Origin of the sequence: Rathayibacter sp. VKM Ac-2760 (genome assembly GCF_009834185.1) — a bacterium.
Classification (GTDB): domain Bacteria; phylum Actinomycetota; class Actinomycetes; order Actinomycetales; family Microbacteriaceae; genus Rathayibacter.
Map to the genome: position 1 here is coordinate 198,928 of NZ_CP047173.1, position 20,979 is coordinate 219,906.

The following is a 20,979-nucleotide window of genomic DNA, read 5'->3' on the forward strand; positions in this document are numbered from 1 at the left end:
TACGCGCTGCGCGCTACTCGACCAGCAAGAACCGCCGCGTGATCGAGCAGCCCGCGGAGCGGGTCCTTTCCTGCTGATCGAGTAGCCCGCGCAGCGGGCGTATCGAGATCCGACGCGCTCAGTCGAGCGAGGCGAGCTCCTCCGGCGTCAGCTCGAGGTCGGCCGCCGTGGCCGAGTCGCGGATGCTCTCCGGCCGCGAGGAGCCGGGGATCGGGATGACGGTGGGCGACTTCGCCAGCTCCCAGGCCAGGCAGACCACCTGCGGCGAGACGTCGTGTGCCTCGGCGACGGTGGCGAACGCCGCGAACGACGTGCCCAGCTCGGCGGCCGAGGTGATGCCGCCCAGCGGGCTCCACGGCAGGAAGGCGAGGCCCAGCTCCGCGCAGAGCTCGAGCTCCGCCTCGCTGGAGCGGAACTTCGGCGAGAACTGGTTCTGCACCGAGACCAGCCGGTCGCCGAGGATCCCGTGCGCCTCGCGGATCTGGTCCGGATCGGCGTTGGAGAGGCCGGCGCGGAGGATCACGCCCTCGTCGAGCAGCTCGGCGAGCGCGCCGATCGAGTCGGCGTAGGGCACCTCGGGGTCGGGGCGGTGGTACTGGTAGAGGCCGATCGCCTCGACGCCGAGGCGCTGCGCGGAGGCGCGGGCCGCCTCCTTGAGGTACTCGGGACGGCCGTCCTGCGTCCAGACTCCCGGCTCGGGGCGGAGGTGCCCGCCCTTGGTGGCGACGAGCACCCCGGAGGTGTCGCCGCCGTAGCTGCGGAGCGCCTCCGCGATGAGCAGCTCGTTGTGACCGAGGTCGGCGTCGCCGCCCTGGTGGTACGCGTCCGCCGTGTCGATGAGGGTGACGCCGGCGTCGAGGGCGGCGTGGATGGTCGCGATGGACCGCTCGCGGTCCGGGCGGCCCTCGATCGACATCGGCATGCCGCCGAGTCCGATGCTGCCGACGCTGATGTCGCCGATGCTGCGCTGCTTCATGGGGTCTCTTTCCGGGTAGGGGATGTCCGGGTGATGGGACGGGGGATCGTCATGCTGGTCGAGTAGCCCCGCAGGGGCGTATCGAGACCCACCGTGGTCAGCAAGGCGGGTCTGCAGACTCGGCGTCTGACGCAAGTGGATCTCGATACGCCCGCTGCGCGGGCTACTCGATCAGCAAGGGGTGCGGCTCACCAGGCGTAGTCCTCCGGGGCCGTGCGGTGGCCGGGGAAGATCTCGTCGAGGCGGGCCAGGTCGGCGGGCTCGAGGGCGATGTCGACGGCGGCCACAGCGCTCTCGAGCTGCTCCATGGTGCGCGGGCCGGTGATCGGGCCGGTGACGCCCGGCTGATGCAGCAGCCAGGCGAGGGCGAGCTCGCCCGGCGCGATGCCGCGCTCGCGGGCGAAGGCCTCGTACTGCTCCAGCGCCGGGCGGTTCTTCTCGATCGCCTCGAGCGAGCGGGCGGAGGCCCGGCGGCTTCCCGACTCCGTCTTCTCGATCACGCCGCCGAGCAGGCCGCCCTGCAGCGGCGACCAGGGGATGACGCCGAGTCCGTAGTGCTGCGCGGCGGGCAGGACCTCGCGCTCGATGTCGCGGACGAGCAGGTTGTAGATGGACTGCTCGGAGGAGAGGCCGGTGAAGCGGCGGTCGCGCGCGGCCTCCTGGGCCTGGGCGATGTGCCAGCCGGCGAAGTTGCTCGAGCCGACGTAGAGCACCTTGCCCTGCTGGACGGCGACCTCCATCGCCTGCCAGATCTCGTCCCACGGCGTCGTGCGGTCGACGTGGTGGAACTGGTAGAGGTCGATGTGGTCGGTCTGCAGGCGGCGCAGGCTCTCGTCGAGGGCGCGGCGGATGTTCAGCGCCGAGAGCCGACCGCCGTTGGGCCACGAGTCGCGGCCGCGCTCGGCGCCGGGAGCGGCGTGCTGCTCCATGTCGCCGTAGAGCTTGGTCGCGAGGACGGTGCGCTCGCGGCGCTCGCCGCCCTGCGCGAACCAGCGCCCGACGATCTCCTCCGTCGCGCCCCGGCCGCCCTCGCCGCCGTAGACGTTCGCGGTGTCGAAGAAGTTGACGCCCAGCTCGTGGGCGCGGTCCATGATCGCGAACGAGTCGGGCTCGCTCGTCTCCGGGCCGAAGTTCATGGTGCCGAGGACGGCGCGGGAGACGGACAGACCGGTGCGGCCGAGGTGCGTGTACTGCATGCCTCCAGTTGACGCCTCCGCGAGCGCGCTGTCCAACAGGGCGGTGCGATGGGATTCAGCGGCCCCAGCGGTCAATGCAGGGCGGGCGGATGCGGCGGGTCGCTCACTGGGTGGCTGCGAGAAGAGTGATCCACGCGGTGAAAATCACCTCGAGAGCGTCCGGAGGCGCAGTGGTCGGCGTGGGCGGCATCCGGCGTCGCAGTTCCGAGAGGTACTCCGGCGCCCGAAGAGGATCGATCACGGTCGCATTCGCCTCGAGGAGGATCTCCGCGAGATCGACCCGCCACTCCCGGAGATCTGGAAGTCCCTCGACCGCTTCCGGATCGACGGTCCAGATCGTCGTGATCAGGCTGGCGGCAGCGACGAGTCTCGCGAGCTCGGTCCGGGTGACGCCGAGGTCCGCGGCCGCCGGCTCGCCGTTCGTGATCGCGGCGAGTCCGAGCGGTGTGGCGAACCCCTTCCCCACGAACGCGTGACGGTGCGCGCAGAAGAGCGGCAGGTCCCAGAGCCGCTCGCGCGAGCCGCCGCCGACGACCTCGGCGATCACCGGGTCGTTCCGGTACCGGACGGCGTCCGGATCGCGCCGGATCCACCGCCGAAGCTCGAGCGAGGTCATGGCGGCACGGAATCGGAAGGCGGCGGTCGCGCTCTCACCGCTCTGACGGGCGTGGAGTGCGGAGTTGTAGGAGTCGTAGGGGTCGAGCGGCTCGGCGTCCTCCGCGGCGGGCGGGGCGGCCGCTGCCCCGACCGGGGCGGCGGGGACGAGAGAGTACTCGACGTCCACGGCGCGCCGCAGGGTCCGGAAGCGTCGCTCTGTCGCCAGGAGGAGCGGATCCTGCTCCTGCCTCCTGTCCGCCTTCCTCGTCTCCTCGATCAGCTTCTCCATCAGTGCGTATCGGGCGGAGTGCAGCTCGGGAGGGAGTTCGGACGTGGCGGCCGCGTGCAGATTGACGAGCACGGAGAAGTACGTGATCAGGACGCGCTGCGCGAGCAGCCGCTGTCCGGCCGCCAGGACGTCGGCCCGTGCCGCCAGGCTGTCGCGGTAGGCGCGCAGTGCGGCCGGGTCGGTCGCCCGCCGATGGAGGATGTTCTGCAGAGCGATGTCGGCGGCCCAGTTGCCCGGGTCGATCCGCAGAGCGCGCCCCAGAAGCTGGGCGGCCCGCTCCGGGTCGTCGGCGAAGGTGGTCGTCGCCACGAACTGGAGGCCGACACTCCGACCGTCGGTGGCGCCGCCGAGGCCCTCGAAGCCGGGGTGCGCGCGACTGAGCGCGACGATGACCACGCCCGCCGCCTGCGCGCAGAGCATCGTGCGCTTGCCGGCGGTGTCGGTGACTCCGAAGAGCTCGCCGGCCGACAGCCCTTCGTTCGTCGTCAGCACCGCCGACTGCACGTTCCGGCCGTTGCGCGTGACGACGACAGAGGCGGTGTCCTCGTCGAGGTAGTCCAGCGCGACCTTCCACGGAGTGGTCCCGATCACGGCCCCGAGGATCGCGAGGGCGGCCTTCGCGACAGCGTTCGCGGGTGCCGGCAGGAGCGTCGACTCGCTCAGCGAGGTCACGTCGCTCCCCCTGGGAATCTCGACGCCGGCCGGGGGACTGCCGCCGACGCGTCCGAGCAGGGCGATCAGCTGGGTCGTCCGCTCCTCTGAGAAGTCGGTCTGGCCCTGCTTGTCCCGCGCCAGAAGTGTGATCCGCAGCCTGCCGAGAAGATGGGCGGCGGCGAGGGCGGCGGCGACGGCGAGGAGGACGGCGGGAAGGATCCAGAACGGGAGTGGCGCCTGCGCCGGACCGCCGTCCACGGAGCCGTCAGCGGTGAAACGAGTTCCACGGCCGCGCTCGCGGAGGAGCCCCAGGAGGAGGACGACCGCGATCAGGGCGGCGACGATCGCTCCCACCGCGAGTGCCGCCTGCGCTCCGGCCGATCGCAGTCGCGCGTGCGGCCAGGGGAGGGCCGTCAGCAGGCGGACGGCGAGGACGAACCAGAGGGCGACCCAGGCGAGTGCGATGAGCAGTCCGCCGAGGAACGGCGCGACCCAGGTCGCCGCGAACGCCGTCCACGCGCGGTCCACGTCTCCGACCGGGCCGGCCGGACCGGTCGCCTGCTCCAGGAGCGCGGCCTCCCGCTCGGCCGCGCACCGCTGCGCGGTGTCGTCACCCACGGCGTCTCGAGCATCGTCGATCAGAGTCAGCGCAGCACCGGGGCGTCCTTGCCTCGTCAGGGAGGCGGCCGCCGCGCAGACGGCGTCCGCCGGCGCTGTCACCGCCGTGGTCGAGGGCGTCGGGGTCGGCGACGACGTCGTCGTCCGAGTCGTGGTGACGGTCGTTCCGGGTTCCGTCGTCGTCACCGTCTCCTCCGTGGTGACGGTCGATGCGCTCGCGTCGCCGGGGAGGAGCAGCGAGGCGAGCACGACGGCCAGGAGTGTCGCCGCGAGCCGTGCCCGCGTCCTCCGCTCGCGTCCCGCGCTGCGCGCGAAGTGACGTGCATCGGCCTCAGCCCGGCCGGTGGTCGTGCAGTGCGGAACAGGCATCGTCGCCTCCTGCGCACAGTGTGATCCTCAGGGAGATCGGAGGCAATACTCGAGCGCATCACAGTTCGGGCAGTCTCTCCGCCGGGGCCGCGCCGAGGCGCCCGCTACGACGCGGGTTAGAGTCTGGGAGTGGCATCGAAGACGACTCAGCGCATCGTGATCGTGCTCGCGAGCACCCTCCTGCTCGCCGGCTGCACGTCGGCGGCCGACATCCCGGAGTCGACGGCCGGCGGCTCCTCCGCGGGCGGCTCGGCGACAGGGGACTCGGGCGCCTCCGCTCCGGCGACCGAGGCCGCCGTCGACGCGGGCCCGCGCCCGGTGCCGACCGCCACGCTCGCCCCGGTGCCCGTCGCCGCGACCGGCGAGTGCACGATCACCACCGTCGGCGCTGTCGGTGCGGGCGGTCTCGGCGGAGTCGACCTCGAGGTCGTCCGCGACCGCGGCAGCCGCGAGGGCGCGACCGGCACCGTGCGCACCGCGACCGACGGCGCGCCCGAGGCGTACGTGGTCGCGTCCGGCGACAACCCCGCGCGGATCGCGGACCGCTTCTGCGTCAGCGCCGACTACCTCGACGCCCTGAACTCGGTGCGCCGCGACGGCGTCACCCTCGACAGCCTCTACGGCGGCGACACCCTCAACCTCGACCCCGCGACGGTCCTGACCGTCGGCGACCAGAACGGCCGCGTCCTCGACAACGACGAGCCGGAGCCGCTGCCCGTTCAGGAGGGGTGACGGGGGAGCCGCCCGCTGATCGAGTAGCCCGCGGAGCGGGGCGTCCCTGCTGATCGAGTAGCCCGCGGAGCGGGCGTATCGAGATCCGGCCCCGCCGGACGTGCTGGTGACGGTGGGTCTCGATACGCCCCTTCGGGGCTACTCGACCAGCAAGACTCCGTCCCTGCCGCCCGGGTGAGCCGAGGAGCGGGCATCCCTGTTGATCGAGTAGTCCGCGGAGCGGGCGTATCGAGATCCGGCTCCGCCGGACGTGCTGGCGACGGCGGGTCTCGATACGCCCCTTCGGGGCTACTCGACCAGCATGAGCGCGCCCCTTCGGGGCTGCTCGAGGACCCGGGCGGGCGGGTCAGAGGCCGACGACGCCGACGAACAGGGCCGAGAGCGCGACGGTGCCGGCGAAGCCGAGGGTGCGGCCGCGGCGCTTCGCCGGGTCCTCGAGCCAGGGCAGGCGGTGCCAGCGGGCGACGGCGCCGGCGGCTCCCGCGGCGGTCAGCGCGACGAGGGCGAACCACGGCACGAGGGTCAGCAGCGTCCAGTCGGCGAAGAGGCGTACCAGCAGCAGCAGGGCGATCGCCTCGACGAGGTGCGAGAGCATCCGGAGGCGGTCGCGGTGCAGGAAGCGCTCGGTGCGCCGCAGCGGCACGGTGCCGAGGGCGAGGCGGCCCGCGGTGTAGGCGGCCACCACCAGGGCGATCAGGGTGGCGATGATCACGACTCCTCCTCCAGGACGTGCGCGAGCAGGCGCAGGCCGAGCCCGTCGACCGAGGTCGCGGTGTTCGAGTTGACGAAGACGGCGACGCCGCGCTCGCGGTCCATCGCGAGCATGGTCGCGTAGCCCGCGGTGCCGCCGTTGTGCCAGGTCGCCGAGCCGCCGCCGACCGCGTCCGAGGTGTACCAGGCGAGCCCGATGCGATCGCCGTCGCCGGCGTCGAAGCGGGGGTCGAGCACGGTCGCGGCGGGGACGCCGAGCGCGGGGTCGTCGGTGAGCAGGGCGCGCGCGTACCGTGCCATGTCCGCGGCGGTCGAGCGGACGCCTCCGGCCGGTGCGTACCCCTCGAGCGTCCACGGGCCGACGGGCCGGCCGCTCTCCGAGGAGCCCGTCGGCGCGTCCGGCCCGAGCGCGTCGGCCGAGACGGGGACGGAGCTGCCGGTCATGCCGAGCGGCGCGAAGACGCGCTCGCGGACGAGGTCGGCGTAGTCCGCTCCCTCGGCGTGCGCGAGGGTCTGCCCGAGGACCGCGGCGCCGAGGTTGGACTACGAGACGTCGCCTCCGCTCCCGCCGGCGCTCGCCGCCTGGGCCAGCACGTCCTCCGCCGAGAACGTGGCGTACGGATCGACGCCGCGCAGCTGGGCGAGCAGCGTCACCGCGGTGTCGAGCGGGGCGGACGAGAGCCGGGGGAGCCCGGAGCGATGACTCGCGAGCTCCTCGAGGGTGCCGTCGAAGCCGCCCAGCTCGGCGTGGTCGGCGGCGCGGTCGTCGAGCGCGACCGTCCCCGCCTCCGCGCTCTGCGCGAGCAGCAGTGCCGTCATCGTCTTGGTGACGGAGCCGATCTCCACCTCCGTGCCCTCGTCGGCGCCGAGGCCGGCGAAGCGGACGCCGTCGGGCGTGACGACCGCGGCGACGAGCTGGTCGCGGGCACCGCTCCCGCCGGACCACTGCCCGCTCAGCCACTCGGCGATCGCGGCGTCGCCGGTGCGGTCGGCCGAGACGCGGGGCGCGGCCGGGCGCAGCAGCACGCCTCCGGCGAGCACTGCGACGGCCGCGGCGGCGGCGAGCAGGCGGGTGCGGACTCTCATCGGGGACCTCCGGCGGCGAGGAGGATCGCGAGCAGGGGGACGAGGCGGGCGGGCGGGATGCCGTAGCGTCCCCGTCCGCGGGCCTCGAGCCATCCGGCGGCGACCAGCTGATTGACGTGGTGGTAGATCTGACCGGTGGTGCCCGCGCCCTCGCTCTCGGCGAGCTGCGCCACCGTCTCGACTCCGCCCGCGACGGACTGGAGGAAGCGCAGACGCACCGGGCTGCCGAGCGCGGCGAGCGCGGCCGGGCCCGGGCTCGAGCCCCAGTCGCGCTCGAAGAACGCGTCGGTGCTGAGGCCGTACTGCCACTCGACCGGGCCGGCCGGCGTGGCGACGGCGCCGGCGAAGACGACTCCGCCGGGCGCGGGCAGCCGCTCCTTGAGCGCGGTCAGCGCCCAGAACGGGTCGTCGTGCGTCGGGGTGACGGCGTCGGGGGACGCCGCGACGACGGTGGCACCCTCGAGCCGCTCCAGCCGCGCGCGCAGCTCGTCGAGCTCGGCGGCGAGATCGCGTCTGGAGTCCATACCTCCACTATTGCAAACATTCCGTAATCCCGGAACCCGAGCGCCCCGCCCGCCCCGCCCACTCCACTCCTCCGAAGTTGCGGTAGTGGCGCGCGACTACCGCAACTTTTGGGGACTCGCGGGGGTCCGGGGACCGGACGGCCCCGGGTCAGGCGAAGCGGGAGGGCAGCACGGCGCCGTTGACGGCGCGCAGCTCCTCGAGCGGCACGGTGAAGAGGCCCTGGACCTCGACGACCGGCGACTCGGCGTCGGTCACGCCGATCCGGAGCACGGGGTAGCCCCGGCCCTCGCAGAGCCCGCGGAACTTCACGTCGTCCTCCCGCGGCACCGACACGAGCACGCGGCCCGTCGACTCCGAGAAGAGGGCGGCCGTCGCGTCGACGCCGTCGCGCTCCATCAGCTCGTCGAGCCAGATCCGCACGCCGACGCCGAAGCGCAGCGCCGACTCGGCCAGCGCGACGACGAGGCCGCCGTCGGCGAGGTCGTGCGCGGAGGCGATCAGCGACTCCCTCGAGCCCGCCGCGATCAGCTCGGCCAGCGACTTCTCGGCCGCGAGGTCGAGTTGCGGCGGACGGCCGCCGAGGTGCTCGTGCACGGTGCCGGCCCAGGCCGAGCCGTCGAGCTCGTCGCGGGTGACGCCGAGCAGGTAGACGTTGTCGCCCTCGTCCTGCCAGCCGGAGGGGATGCGGCGGCCGACGTCGTCGATCACGCCGAGCACGCCGACGACGGGGGTCGGGAAGATCGGCACGTCGCCGGTCTGGTTGTAGAACGAGACGTTGCCGCCGGTGACGGGGATCTCCAGCTCGAGGCAGGCGTCGGCGAGGGCGCCGACCGCCTCGCGGAACTGCCACATCACCTCGGGGTTCTCGGGGCTGCCGAAGTTGAGGCAGTCGGAGACGGCGACGGGCGTCGCTCCGGTGACGGCGACGTTGCGGAACGCCTCGGCGAGTGCGAGACGCGCGCCCTGCGCCGGGTCGAGCTGGCACCAGCGGCCGTTGGCATCGGTGGCGACGGCGAAGCCCAGTCCGGACTCCTCGTCGACGCGGACCATGCCGCCGTCGTCGGGGTAGCTCAGCGCGGTGTTGCCGAGCACGTAGCGGTCGTACTGCGAGGTGATCCAGCTCTTGTCGGCGAGGTTCGCCGAGCCGAGCAGCGCGAGGGTCTCGGCGCGCAGCGCGTCGCCCTCGGTCGAGCGAGGCAGGCGCGAGGAGGAGTCGGCCTGCAGCGCGTCGAGCCAGGCGGGGTAGGCGATCGGGCGCTCGTAGACCGGGCCGTCGACCGCGACCGTGCGCGGATCGACGTTGACGATCTCCTCGCCGTGCCAGTTGATGACGAGGCGGCCGGAGTCGGTGACCTCACCGAGCACGCTCGTCTCGACGTCCCACTTGCGGACGACCCCGAGGAACGCGTCGAGCTTGTCCGGGCGGACGACCGCCATCATCCGCTCCTGCGACTCCGACATCAGGATCTCCTCGGCCGTGAGCGAGGGGTCGCGCAGCAGCACCGAGTCGAGCTCGATGAACATGCCGCCGTCGCCGTTGGAGGCCAGCTCCGAGGTGGCGCAGGAGATGCCGGCCGCGCCGAGGTCCTGGATGCCCTCGACCAGGTCCTTGCGGAACAGCTCGAGGCAGCACTCGATGAGCACCTTCTCCGCGAACGGGTCGCCGACCTGCACGGCCGGGCGCTTGGTCGGGCCGCCGTCGGCGAAGCTGTCGGAGGCGAGGATCGACGCGCCGCCGATGCCGTCGCCGCCGGTGCGCGCCCCGAAGAGCACGACCCTGTTGCCGACGCCGCGGGCGTTGGCGAGGTGCAGGTCCTCGTGGCGGAGGACGCCGACCGCGAGCGCGTTGACGAGCGGGTTGCCCTGGTAGACGGAGTCGAAGTACGTCTCGCCGCCGATGTTGGGCAGGCCGAGGCAGTTGGCGTAGAAGGAGATGCCGGCGACCACGCCGTGCACGACGCGGGCGGTGTCCGGGTCGTCGATGTCGCCGAAGCGCAGGGCGTCCATCACGGCGACCGGGCGGGCGCCCATCGAGATGATGTCGCGGACGATGCCCCCGACGCCGGTCGCCGCACCCTGGAACGGCTCGATGTAGCTCGGGTGGTTGTGGCTCTCGATCTTGAAGGTGACGGCCCAGCCCTCGCCGACGTCGACGACTCCGGCGTTCTCGCCCATGCCGACCATGAGGTTCTTCTTCATGGCGGGCGAGACCTTCTGCCCGAACTGGCGGAGGTACATCTTCGACGACTTGTACGAGCAGTGCTCGCTCCACATCACCGAGTACATCGCCAGCTCGCCGCTCGTGGGGCGCCGGCCGAGGATCTCGCGGATGCTCGCGTACTCGTCGGGCTTCAGCCCGAGTGCCGCGTAGGGCTGCTCCTTCTCGGGAGTGGCCTCCGCGTTCGCGGTGGTGTCGGGAACGGCTGCGGTGCGGCTGTCTGCCATGTGCTGGAGGCTCCAGGAGAGAGGGTGGGGATGCCGCTCGATCCTACCGGGGCGGGCGGGCGGCCCCCGGGGGTCGCTCCGCCGGGTCCGACCGGGCACCGCCTAGGATCGGCCGGGTGACGCGGGGGATCGGCTGGGCGAGGGCGGCGGCCGTGCTCGGCACCCTGCTCTGGGCGCTCCACCAGTGCTTCGGGAACCTGGGCGCCGCGAACATCTCCTCCGACGAGCCGGTCTACCTCTCCGCCGGCTGGAGCTATCTGCACGGCGACGTGACTCCCAACCTCGAGCACCCGCCGACCGCGAAATACCTCATCGGTCTCGCGCAGGTGCTGCTCGGCGAGGGGCTGCTCGCCGGGCGGATCGCCGCCGGGGCCGCGACGCTCCTCACCGGCGTGATCCTCTGGTTCTGGCTGAAGCGCGAGCTCGGCGCGCTCCTCGCGCTGATCCCCGCCGGGCTGTTCCTGCTCTTCCCGCGCACCACCGCCACCGGCGGCACCCGGATCGACCGGCTCGCGCTCCTCGAGCCGTTCATGGTGCTGTTCGCGGTCGCCGCGATGGCCGCCGCCTGGGCCTGGGCGCGGCGCGGCGCGGCGGGGGAGCGCGGCGGCCGGCTGATCGGATTCGCCGGCGTCCTCTTCGCGCTGTCGGTCACCTCGAAGCTGACGACGCTCGCGCTCGCGCCGGTCTTCCTCCTGCCGCTGCTGATGATCGGCGACCGCCGCCGGGCGCTCCGGGGCTTCGCGGCCTTCGCGCTCGCGTTCCTGGTGACGGCGGTGCTCGCCTATCTGCCGGTGCACCCGGTCGAGGCGATCCGCTACCTGCTCGAGTTCCAGAGCGAGCACAACGCGAGCGGGCACCTGATCGACGTCGCGGGGGCGCCCTACCGCTTCCCGCCGTGGTGGGCGAACCTCTGGTTCATGCTGTCGGGCGTCGGTCCGGCGGCGCTCGCGGTGCTCGTGCTGGGCGGGCTGCTCGCACTGCTCGCGCCGCGGCGGCGGGCGCTCGTGCTGTACCTCGCGGGCGCGACGCTGCTCTTGCTCGTCTTCCACCTGCTGATCAGCTCGGTCGCGCTGCCGCACTACTACGTGGCGTGGGCGTGGCTGCTCTGCGTGCTCGCGGGCGTGGGCATCGCGGAGGCGCTGCGCGACGGGCTCGTGCTGTCGCGGCGGATCGCGCGGCCGGTCGGCGTCGTGCTGCTGGCGGCCTCGCTGGTGATCGCGGCGGCGACCTCGATCGGCATCGCGCAGGAGCGTGCCACCGGGATCGCGCGGGTGGCGGGCGTGCTGCACGAGCGCGGACTCGACGGCGGGCTGGTGCTGGTGCAGGGGATGTCGTCGGGGGTCTACGCGCCCTACATCGGCGATCGGTATAGGACGGATCCGGCGTCGGAGGGGATCGTCGCGATCGCGATCGAGGAGTCGGCGCGCTTCCCGCTGGACCCGCGGGTCGAGGAGTACCTGGCCACCGATCCGACCGTGGTGCAGCTGGACGAGCTGCGACTGGTGCTGACGGACGGGCCGCTGCCGGCCGAGTGACCGGGGGTGCGCGCGGGTGCGCTGCAGAACATCAGCTGAGAAGAGGGTGCCTCCGCTGTGGGGCGAGGGACCCCCTTCTCAGCTGATGTCGTGCGCGGGAGTGCGGGATCAGGCCGATCGGCAGGGCCCGGAGTCGACCGTGTCGGTCAGCGACGGCGCCTCGGCGGCGACCGGCCCGAGCACCGAGAGCGGGATCGCGTAGCCGACGTTGGCGACCGACGCCGCCTTGCCGAAGACGACGCCCGAGACGGTGCCGTCGAGGGAGAGCAGCGGGCCCCCGGAGTTGCCCTGGTTCACGAGGGCGGCGAGGGTCAGCACCTCGCGCGAGGTGGGCGCGCCGTCGACCATCAGCGAGACGGTCGCGTCCGAGGAGACCTGCGCGGCGCCGAGGGTCAGCGGGCCGCCGAACGGGTAGCCCGCCACCACGGCGTCGTCGCCGGCGGAGACCGCGTCGTCGAGTGCGAGCGGTGCCGCGGAGAGCCCGTCGACCGCGATGACCGCGAGATCGGCGGCGGCGTCCACGTAGACGACGCGGCCCGTGCGCGGCGGCTCGTTCGGCGCCTCGACCACGGGCTCCGACACTCCGGCCACCACGTGCGCGTTCGTGATCACGCGGTCGTCCGAGACGACGAAGCCGCTGCCGGTGACGCCGACGTCGCAGGCCCAGGCGGTGCCGGAGACGCGGACGACAGAGTCGGCGGCGGTCGCGACCTCGGGGTCGTCGGTCGCGACGCTCGGGATGACCGGCGCCTCGGTCGGCGCGTCCATGGCCTCGACGATCCACGAGGTGCCCTCGTCGACGACGGTCGACTGCAGCTGGGCGAGGAAGCCGCGGACCGGGTCCGGCGTCAGATCGTCCATGGTGCGGATGACGGTGGAGCCGGCCACCGAGGTCGTCACGAGCGGCACGCCGAGCAGGGACACCGCCGAGGTCACCGCGATCCAGACCAGGCCGGTGATCGCGACTCCCGCGACTCCGCCGGCCAGACGGTCGAGCAGACCGAGCTTGACCTTGTCCGCGCCGCGGCCGAAGACGGCGCCGATGGTCGCGCCGATCGCGTAGCCGACGCCGAGCAGCAGCACCGCCGTGCCGATCACGGCGAGGAGCCGCCACTCGCTGCCCGCGGCCCAGGCGGAGACGGCGGGCACGGCGAAGGAGGCGGCGATCGCGCCGGCCACCACACCCGCGAGGCCGCCGAGCGTGCGGAGGAAACCGCGCCGCAGGCCGTCGACGAGCGCGCCGATGAGGCTCAGCACGACGATGACGTCGACGATCACGGATGCGCCCATGCGGAACTCCTCGCGGTCGGGATCCTCCAGCATGACCGACGGCGGATGCGGGGACACCCGGAGGAGCCTGCGAGTCCCGGGCTCGGCCTGCCGGTCGAGCAGCTCCGCGGGGGCGCAGGGCTTCCCCGCGCGCGGTCTAGAAGAAGGAGATGCAGTACGGCGCCGCGATCGGCGCGAAGAAGCGGTCGACGCTCTCGTGGTCCTCGGCCGCCAGCGTCACTGCGCCGGCGCGGGCCAGCGTGGACGGGCGGGCGGAGCCGAGCAGCAGCGTGCCGAGGTCGGCGACGTCGAGCTCCAGCGTCGGCGCGTCGTCGGTCCGCTCCACGCGGCCCTCGCCGCCCTCGACCGTGATCCGGTAGCCGCCGTCGACGAGCCCGAGCTCGTCGCGGACCGCGAGCACCAGAGTGCCGTCGCTCGTCCACGGCCGCGCCCCGAAGGCCGCCGCCACGTCGAGCACGCGGGTCCAGATCAGGTCGGAGACGGTGGTCACCGAGACGACGCGCGCGTCGCGCAGCGCCCAGGTCAGCGGATCGTCGAGGGGCGCCATGTCCCAGGTGACGGTCGACGCGAGGTCGACGGCACCGAGGAAGCCCCAGAGTGCGAGGTACGCGTCGGCGGTCGCGGCGACCAGATCGACGACCTCGAGCGTGCGGTCGTCCTCGTCCGGCCCGACGGCCTTGTAGGTCACGTAGCCGTCGAGCTGTCCGTCGGCGTCGAGGTGCACCGCCGAGCGGACGGAGCGGCCCGGCGCGGTCTCGCCGGGCTCGGTGCCGACCGCGTTCGCCGCGTAGCGCGACTGCCGGGTCAGCGAGCCGGGGGTGCGCGCGTGGAAGGCGCGGAAGACCTCCTCCACCCGCGACTGCAGCCAGCTCGTCGCGACGACCTCGACGCGGCCGGCCGGCTCGACCTGCAGGGCGAAGCGCGGCCCGGTGTCCACGCGGATCGAGCGGGTGAACGCGGAGCGGCCGAAGCCGAACCGGCGGTAGATGGAGGCCTCGCTCGCGGTGAGCACGGCGACCGCGGCGCCGGCCTCGCGGGCCAGGCGCAGGTCGTCGGTGATCATGGCGCGGAGGATGCCGCGGCGGCGGTGCGTCGCGCGCACCGTGACCTGCGAGACGAGGTGCGCGGCCAGCTCCCGGCCGCGGCCGACCTGCAGCGACCCCGGGAACGCGGCGTAGGTGGCGACGGGGACGGCCTCGCCGTCGATGCCCTCGGGGGAGGCGGAGTCGTGCACCGCGGTCAGCTCGCGCTGGTCGGCGACCATGTGCTCGGCCCAGTCGCGCCACTGCTCCGGCGTGTACTCCTTCTCGTGGAACCCCGCGTTGATCGCGGTGCCCCAGGCGGCCGTGGCGGCGTCGGGACCGCCCTCCGCGGTGAGGGCGGCGGGGAAGCGACGGAATTCGAGACCGGGGAGGGACATCCGTCCAGCTTAGGCACCCGGTCCGCGCGGCCGCTCGGTGGGTCGACCTCCGGCTCGTGGAATCGGGTCGGGCTCGCTGGATCGGGCTGTTTCGGCGAGCCGAGAGTGTTTCCGAGTGCCGGAGATATGGCGTGGGCACCTCCGGCTCGTGGGATCGCGTCGGGCTCGCCGGATCGCGCCGTTTCGGCGAGCCGACGGTGTTTCCGCGTGCCGGAGGTACGGCGCGGGCACCTCCGGCTCGTGGAATCGCGTCGGGCTCGCCGGATCGGGCCGTTTCGGCGAGCCGAGGGTGTTTCCGCGTGCCGGAGGTGATCCCCACCCCCGGAGCAGGTCAGAGCGCGCGCCAGCGCTTCTCGAGGGCGTCGTCGACAGCCTCCGCCAGCGCCGCGACCGCCGCGGAGTCCGGCGCCGCCGCCACGACCCGCGCGCACGCCGCCGCGATCACCGCGCGCCGCCGCGGCAGCGTCGCCGTGAAAGCGCAGTCGCGCAGCAGCAGCAGCACCCGCTCGGCCGGCGCCTCCACCGCCGGCGCGAGCAGCAGCCGCCGCTCGAACGGCGCCTCCGGCACCAGCACCCGCCAGAACCCCGCCGCGTCCTGGAACGCGGCCGGCGGATCCGGCACCCGCGCGAGCAGTGCGAGCGCCGCGGCGAGCGCGTCCACCTCCCCGCGCGCGACGAGCCCGCGCAGCCGCGACTCCACGTCCGCCCCCGGACCGGGCCCGAGCGTCACCGCGGCGAGCGCACGCGCGTCGAGCCGTCGCTCCGTCTCCTCGTCCGGCACGGTCTCGTCCGCCGACCACCACGAGAGCAGCGGAGTCGCGGCGACCGCGAACTCGCCCGCCCGCCGCTCGAGCGCGATCAGCAGGTCCTCCTCCGCGGCGAGCGCCACGAGCGCGTCGACGTCGACGGCCAGCACGGTCCCCGACGACGGCGGCAGCACGAGGTGCCGACCCGACGGCGGCACGATCTCGGCCCGGGTCCGCGCACCCGGCCCGCGGGTGCTCGCGCGCAGGATCGCCGCCTCGAGCGACTCGGACCCCGCCCCGCTCCCGAAGATCCGTCCACCGCGCGCCATCCCGCCACGCTACCGTCGGCCGCATGACCCGTCTCGTCGCCCTCCTGCGCGGAGTGAACGTCAACGGCCGCACCGTCCGCAGCGCGGACCTCGCCGCCACCGTCGAGAGCGTCGGCGGCACGGCCGTCCGCACCGTGCTCGCCAGCGGCAACGCCGCCTTCGACTCCGGCCGCGACCCCGCCGAGCTGAAGTCCGCGCTCGAGGCGGCCCTAGGCGAGCGCTTCGGGTACGACGCCTGGATCGTCCTCGTCACGCAGGAGGCGCTCGCCGCGGCCGCCGCCGCCTACCCGTTCGAGCGGATCGACGAGACGGCGCACCCCTACGTCGTCTTCGGCTCCGACCCCGCCGCCCTCGACGCGGCCGAGGCGGCGATCGGCGCGACCGACCCGGCTGTCGAGCTGCTCGCCCGCGGCGACGGCGTCCTCTACTGGCGCTGCCCGAAGGGCTCCTCCACCGACACTCCGGCCGCGAAGATCCTGGCCCGCGCCGTCTTCCGCTCGACGACGACGACCCGCAACCTCCGCACCGTGGAGAAGCTCGTCTCGGCCTGAGATGGGGACCGCGCAGCCCTTTCCGGCTGAGAAGTCGCACATTCTTTGGTTAGGCTGTCCTTAGTGCTCGGTGTCCACCGCCCGATGCGCGCCACGACCACAGCCTTCCGAAAGGGAACAATGCCCCGCGCCACCAAGTCGCTCGCCCTCGTCGCGACCGCCCTGCTCACCGTCGGCCTCGCCGGCTGCTCGTCCGCCGCGACGGGCGCCGACTCCGCCGCCGGCGACGGCTTCGAGCCGATCACCATCGAGCACGCGCTCGGCACCACGACCATCGAGTCGCAGCCGGAGCGCGTCGCGACCGTCAACTGGGCCAACCACGAGGTCCCGCTCGCGCTCGGTGTGGTCCCGGTCGGCATGGCCGCCGCCAACTTCGGCGACGACGACGGCGACGGACTCCTCCCCTGGGTCTCCGAGAAGCTCGAGGAGCTCGGCGGCGAGACCCCCGTCCTCTTCGACGAGACCGACGGCATCGACTTCGAGGCCGTCGCGGACACGCAGCCCGACGTGATCCTCGCCGCCTACTCCGGCCTCACCCAGGAGGACTACGACACGCTGTCCGAGATCGCGCCCGTCGTCGCCTACCCCGAGACCGCCTGGGGCACCTCCTGGCGCGACACCATCACCTTCAACAGCGAGGCGATGGGCATGGCCGACGAGGGCGCCGCGCTGATCGGCGACCTCGAGACCGAGATCGAGGAGAAGGTCGCCGCGCACCCGCAGCTCGCCGGCGCCTCCGCGATGTTCCTCACCCACGTCGACCCGACCGACCTGAGCCAGGTCAGCTTCTACACGACGCACGACACCCGCCCCGCCTTCTTCGAGGACCTCGGCCTGACGACGCCGGAGAGCATCGCGACCGCCTCGGCCACCACCGACGCGTTCTCGCTCACCCAGAGCGCCGAGCAGGCCGACGCGTTCAGCGACGTCGACGTGATCGTCACCTACGGCGACGACGAGCTCGTGAACACCCTCAAGGCCGACCCGCTGCTCTCGCAGATCCCGGCCGTCGCGAACGACGCCATCGTGCGCCTGCCCTCCACGCCGCTCGGCACCGCCGCGAACCCGACCCCGCTGTCGATCTCGTACGTCCTCGACGACTACCTCGCCATGCTGGCCGAAGCCGCCGACAAGGCCGCGTGATCCGCGTCACAGCCCGCTCCGCGTGACCCTCACCGCCCCGCCCGCCGCGGGCGTCGCCGCCGTGCGACGCCCGCGGCGGCTGCGCGCCCTCTGGCTCCTCGTCGCCCTCGCCGTGCTGGCCGGAGTCGGCGTGCTCTCGGTGCTGGTCGGTTCGCGCGACGTGTCGTGGAGCGACGTGGTCGCCGCGTTCGGCGGCTCCACCGACGGCTTCGCGCAGGCCGCGGTCGCCAAGCGCATCCCGCGCACGGTGCTCGCCGCGGTCGCCGGCGCCGCACTCGGCGTCGCGGGCGTGCTGATGCAGGGCGTCACCCGCAATCCGCTCGCCGACCCCGGGATCCTCGGCGTCAACACCGGCGCCTCGCTCGCGGTCGTCACCGGCATCGTCTTCTTCGGCCTCTCCACCGCGACCGGCTTCATCTGGGTCGCGATCGGCGGCGCGGCCGTCGCCGCCGTCTTCGTCTACGTCGTCGGCTCGCTCGGCCGCGGGGGAGCGACTCCGCTCAAGCTCGCGCTCGCCGGCGCGGCCACCTCCGCCGCTCTCGTCTCGGTGATCAGCGCGATCGTCCTGCCGCGCGCCGATCTCTCCGGCGGCATCCGCTCCTGGCAGATCGGCGGCGTCGGCGGCGCGACCGCCGCGAGCATCGGCCAGGTCGTGCCGTTCCTCCTCGCCGGTCTCGTGCTCTGCGTGCTCTCGGCGAAGAGCCTGAACACCCTCGCGCTCGGCGACGAGCTGGCCGCCGGTCTCGGCGAGCGCGTGGCCCTCGCGCGCGGCGCCGCGGCGCTCGGGGCCGTGATTCTCTGCGGAGCGACCACCGCGGTCACCGGGCCGATCGGCTTCGTCGGCCTGGTCGTCCCGCACGCCTGCCGCCTCCTCGTCGGCGTCGACCACCGCTGGCTGCTCCCCTTCTCCGCGGTCGCCGGAGCGGTCCTCCTCACCGGCGCCGACATCGTCGGCCGCATCGTCGCGCGGCCGAGCGAGATCGACGTCGGCATCATCACCGCGCTGATCGGCGCCCCCGTCTTCATCGCGATCGTGCGCCGGCAGAAGGTGCGCGAACTGTGACCGCCGTCCAGTCCCGGCCCGCTCCCTCCGCCACCGCGCTTGCGGTCGCGGCCGGCCGCCGCCGCCGCGGGGTCCGGCGCCGGGTCGTCGTGGCCGTGCTCGTCGCGCTCCTCGTCGTCGTCTTCGCCGTCTCGCTGATCGTCGGGCAGACGATCTACTCGCCGGCGGAGGTCGTCCGGGTGATCCTCGGCGAGCAGGTGCCCGGCGCCTCCTTCACCGTGGGGCGACTGCGCCTGCCGCGCGCGATCCTCGGCGTGCTGGTCGGCCTCTGCTTCGGCCTGGGCGGCGTCGCCTTCCAGACCATGCTGCGCAATCCGCTGGCCAGCCCCGACATCATCGGGATCAGCGCCGGGGCGAGCGCCGCCGCGGCCTTCGCGATCGTCACGCTGTCGCTCGGAGCGACGCAGGTCTCGGTCCTCGCGATCGTCGCCGGCCTGCTGGTCGCCCTCGTCGTCTACGCCCTCTCCTACCGCAGCGGCGTGGCCGGCACCCGGCTGATCCTGATCGGCATCGGCGTCGCCGCGATGCTCGACAGCGTCACCGCCTACGTCCTCTCCCGCGCCGCCGCCTTCGACTTCCAGGAGGCCAGCCGCTGGCTCACCGGCAGCCTGAACGGCGCGCGCTGGGGCGAGGTCGTCCCGGTGCTGATCGCGATGGTGGTGCTCACCCCCGTCCTGCTCGCCCGGTCGCGCGACCTCTCGGGCACGCAGCTGGGAGACGACACGGCCGCCGCGCTGGGCATCCGGGTGAACCGCACCCGCCTGGTCGTCATCGTCGCCGCCGTCGGCCTGATCGCCTTCGCGACCGCGGCGGCCGGCCCGATCGCGTTCGTCGCCTTCCTCTCCGGCCCCATCGCCGCGCGCCTGGTCGGCCCCGGCCGCTCGCTGCTGATCCCGTCGGCCCTGGTCGGCGCGCTGCTCGTGCTCGTCGCCGACTTCGTCGGGCAGTACGGGCTCGGCCTGCGCTACCCGGTCGGCGTCGTCACCGGCGTGCTCGGTGCGCCGTACCTGATCTACCTCATCGTCCGCAGCAACCGATCGGGAGGGTCCCTGTGACCGCCGAGCACACCCTCACCGTCGAGTCCCTCACCCTGGGCTACGGCGACCGGACCGTGGTCGACGGCCTCGACCTCGTCGTCCCGCCCGGCCGGATCACCGCGATCGTCGGCGCGAACGCCTGCGGCAAGTCGACCCTCCTCCGCTCGATGTCGCGCCTGCTCGCCCCGCGCGCGGGCACCGTGCTGCTCGACGGCAAGGCGGTGCATAGGACGCCCGCCAAGCAGCTCGCCCGCACCCTGGGCCTCCTGCCGCAGTCGCCGATCGCTCCGGAGGGGATCACCGTCGCCGATCTCGTCGGCCGCGGCCGCCACCCGCACCAGGGCATCCTCAGCCGCTGGAACGCGCACGACGACGAGGCCGTCGCGACCGCGCTCGACGCGACCGACACCGCGAGCCTCGCCGATCGCGCCGTCGACGAGCTCAGCGGCGGGCAGCGCCAGCGGGTCTGGATCGCGATGGCCCTCGCCCAGGAGACCGACCTGCTGCTGCTGGACGAGCCGACCACCTTCCTCGACGTCAGTCACCAGGTCGAGGTGCTCGACCTCCTCGTCGACCTCAACCGCCACCGCGGGACGACCGTCGTGATGGTCCTGCACGACCTCAACCTCGCGGCCCGCTACGCCGACCACCTCGTCGCCCTCGCCGGGGGCACCGTGCACGCCGCCGGCACCCCCGCCGAGGTCCTGACCGAGGACACCGTCCGCGCCGTCTTCGGCCTGGACAGCCGCATCATCACCGACCCCACCTCGGGAACTCCCCTGATGCTCCCGCTCGGCCGCCACCGCCTGACCGCCGGCGCCGCCGAGTCCGACCTGCGGCCCCTCGGCTGACCGCCCTGGCCCGGGTCTCCTCCCCAAGCGCGAGGTCTCCGCGCTCTCCACGAAGTTCAAGCCCACCCTGGCTCTTGAGCAGCAGGGTGGACTGGAATACCCTGATGACCAGGCCGCAGAAGTACCGCGACGTCACGAGATTCCTCCGCTCGCGCGGGTGGGAGCGCACCCGGCAGCGAGGGAGCCACGAGACGTGGAGCCCCGCCGAGGGCGGGGCGACCATCACCCTCGTGCAGCACCGGGGCGAGGTCTCACCCGGCGTCGTCCGCCAGCTGCAAGCGGTCTTCGCGGACACCCCGAGCGATTGGAACCGACCATGACGAGCGGACCCCGGGTCCTCGCGGCCCGCGCCTACCGGGACGGCACCCCCTGGTGGACGATCGAGATCCCCGAGCTGACGTCGACCGCGCCGAACGGCGCGGAGATCGTCGCGACCGGAGGCGCGGTCTCGACCCGCGGCATCCCGGCCGCCGCCCGCGAGCTCGCCGCCGTGCACCTCGACGTCGGCGTCGACGAGGTGGACGTGCGGGTGATCGTCGAGGCGCCGCCCGAGGTCCTCGCGATCTGGGACGAGGGCGCTCGCGCCGAGGAGGCGGCCCGCGCGGCCCTCCGGCACGCCGGCGAGCTCCGCCGCGAGGCCGTGCGCGCCCTCCGCACCGACGGCTACACCGTCGAGGCCGTCGCGGCCGCCCTGCGGATCAGCCCCGCGCGCGTCTCGCAGCTCGCGGCGTCCCCCGGAGCGGGGGGCGCGCTGGAGAAGACCGCCTGACGAGCCGCGCGACGAAGGCCGAGCGCCCAGAACTGCCCGGGATTCCG

Annotated in this window: 18 protein-coding genes and 1 pseudogene; 9 read left to right on the forward strand and 10 right to left on the reverse strand. The window is 73.6% G+C overall.

The window, feature by feature from the left end; all coding sequences use genetic code 11:
• Positions 1-118 precede the first annotated feature (118 nt).
• The 3 genes from GSU72_RS00870 to GSU72_RS00880 form a co-directional block, all read right to left on the reverse strand.
• The gene (locus tag GSU72_RS00870) at positions 119-976 is read right to left on the reverse strand and encodes an aldo/keto reductase (protein WP_159982923.1); all 858 of its coding nucleotides are present in this window, start codon (positions 974-976) and stop codon (positions 119-121) included.
• Between the two features lie 188 nt (positions 977-1,164).
• On the reverse strand, positions 1,165-2,172 hold the full coding sequence (locus tag GSU72_RS00875; protein WP_159982925.1) for an aldo/keto reductase: 1,008 nt from the start codon (positions 2,170-2,172) through the stop codon (positions 1,165-1,167).
• Positions 2,173-2,275: 103 nt separating this feature from the next.
• On the reverse strand, positions 2,276-4,699 hold the full coding sequence (locus GSU72_RS00880; RefSeq protein ID WP_159982927.1) for a hypothetical protein: 2,424 nt from the start codon (positions 4,697-4,699) through the stop codon (positions 2,276-2,278).
• A gap of 129 nt (positions 4,700-4,828) precedes the next feature.
• On the opposite strand from GSU72_RS00880, the gene GSU72_RS00885 reads away from it, so the two are divergent.
• Positions 4,829-5,431, forward strand: coding sequence for a hypothetical protein (locus GSU72_RS00885; protein WP_159982929.1), 603 nt, complete (start codon positions 4,829-4,831; stop codon positions 5,429-5,431).
• A 346-nt stretch (positions 5,432-5,777) separates the two neighbouring features.
• On the opposite strand, the gene GSU72_RS00890 is transcribed toward GSU72_RS00885, so the two are convergent.
• From GSU72_RS00890 to purL, 4 genes and pseudogenes are all read right to left on the reverse strand, one after another.
• Positions 5,778-6,143, reverse strand: a complete 366-nt coding sequence (locus tag GSU72_RS00890) for a hypothetical protein (protein ID WP_159982931.1) — start codon at positions 6,141-6,143, stop codon at positions 5,778-5,780.
• Positions 6,140-7,321: pseudogene (locus GSU72_RS21385) on the reverse strand (serine hydrolase domain-containing protein). Before GSU72_RS21385 ends, GSU72_RS00890 begins: the two are co-directional and overlap by 4 nt.
• Positions 7,225-7,752, reverse strand: coding sequence for a winged helix-turn-helix domain-containing protein (locus GSU72_RS00905; RefSeq protein WP_159982935.1), 528 nt, complete (start codon positions 7,750-7,752; stop codon positions 7,225-7,227). The pseudogene GSU72_RS21385 and the gene GSU72_RS00905 overlap by 97 nt, the downstream one beginning before the upstream one ends.
• A gap of 148 nt (positions 7,753-7,900) precedes the next feature.
• Positions 7,901-10,198, reverse strand: coding sequence for a phosphoribosylformylglycinamidine synthase subunit PurL (gene purL / locus GSU72_RS00910; protein WP_159982937.1), 2,298 nt, complete (start codon positions 10,196-10,198; stop codon positions 7,901-7,903).
• 116 nt (positions 10,199-10,314) lie between these two features.
• Between purL and GSU72_RS00915 the strand changes: the two genes are divergently transcribed.
• Positions 10,315-11,733: a glycosyltransferase family 39 protein gene (locus GSU72_RS00915; RefSeq protein WP_159982939.1), complete on the forward strand. Its 1,419-nt coding sequence runs from the start codon at positions 10,315-10,317 to the stop codon at positions 11,731-11,733.
• A gap of 108 nt (positions 11,734-11,841) precedes the next feature.
• Here the strand turns inward: GSU72_RS00915 and GSU72_RS00920 are convergent, their stop codons facing one another.
• The 3 genes from GSU72_RS00920 to GSU72_RS00930 all read right to left on the reverse strand — a co-directional run bounded on the left by GSU72_RS00920 (position 11,842) and on the right by GSU72_RS00930 (position 15,518).
• Entirely contained in the window at positions 11,842-13,023 is a 1,182-nt protein-coding gene (locus GSU72_RS00920; protein ID WP_159982941.1) for a MarP family serine protease, read from the reverse strand.
• A gap of 136 nt (positions 13,024-13,159) precedes the next feature.
• On the reverse strand, positions 13,160-14,443 hold the full coding sequence (locus tag GSU72_RS00925; protein ID WP_159982943.1) for a GNAT family N-acetyltransferase: 1,284 nt from the start codon (positions 14,441-14,443) through the stop codon (positions 13,160-13,162).
• 331 nt (positions 14,444-14,774) lie between these two features.
• Positions 14,775-15,518 (reverse strand): DUF2254 family protein, encoded by a 744-nt coding sequence (locus tag GSU72_RS00930; RefSeq protein ID WP_159982945.1) that lies wholly within the window; start codon positions 15,516-15,518, stop codon positions 14,775-14,777.
• 23 nt (positions 15,519-15,541) lie between these two features.
• On the opposite strand from GSU72_RS00930, the gene GSU72_RS00935 reads away from it, so the two are divergent.
• The 7 genes from GSU72_RS00935 (at position 15,542) to GSU72_RS00965 (ending at position 20,932) form a co-directional block, all read left to right on the forward strand.
• On the forward strand, positions 15,542-16,069 hold the full coding sequence (locus GSU72_RS00935; RefSeq protein ID WP_159982947.1) for a DUF1697 domain-containing protein: 528 nt from the start codon (positions 15,542-15,544) through the stop codon (positions 16,067-16,069).
• A gap of 120 nt (positions 16,070-16,189) precedes the next feature.
• Entirely contained in the window at positions 16,190-17,212 is a 1,023-nt protein-coding gene (locus tag GSU72_RS00940; protein ID WP_159982949.1) for an iron-siderophore ABC transporter substrate-binding protein, read from the forward strand.
• Between the two features lie 22 nt (positions 17,213-17,234).
• Entirely contained in the window at positions 17,235-18,275 is a 1,041-nt protein-coding gene (locus tag GSU72_RS00945; RefSeq protein WP_159982951.1) for an iron ABC transporter permease, read from the forward strand.
• Positions 18,272-19,330 (forward strand): iron chelate uptake ABC transporter family permease subunit, encoded by a 1,059-nt coding sequence (locus tag GSU72_RS00950; protein WP_159982953.1) that lies wholly within the window; start codon positions 18,272-18,274, stop codon positions 19,328-19,330. The genes GSU72_RS00945 and GSU72_RS00950 overlap by 4 nt, the downstream gene beginning before the upstream one ends.
• A complete protein-coding gene (locus tag GSU72_RS00955; protein WP_159982955.1) occupies positions 19,327-20,163 on the forward strand; it encodes an ABC transporter ATP-binding protein in 837 nt (278 codons plus the stop codon). The genes GSU72_RS00950 and GSU72_RS00955 overlap by 4 nt, the downstream gene beginning before the upstream one ends.
• Before the next feature lie 104 nt (positions 20,164-20,267).
• Positions 20,268-20,483, forward strand: a complete 216-nt coding sequence (locus GSU72_RS00960; RefSeq protein WP_159982957.1) for a type II toxin-antitoxin system HicA family toxin — start codon at positions 20,268-20,270, stop codon at positions 20,481-20,483.
• Positions 20,480-20,932, forward strand: a complete 453-nt coding sequence (locus GSU72_RS00965) for a hypothetical protein (protein ID WP_159982959.1) — start codon at positions 20,480-20,482, stop codon at positions 20,930-20,932. The genes GSU72_RS00960 and GSU72_RS00965 overlap by 4 nt, the downstream gene beginning before the upstream one ends.
• Positions 20,933-20,979: the final 47 nt, after the last annotated feature.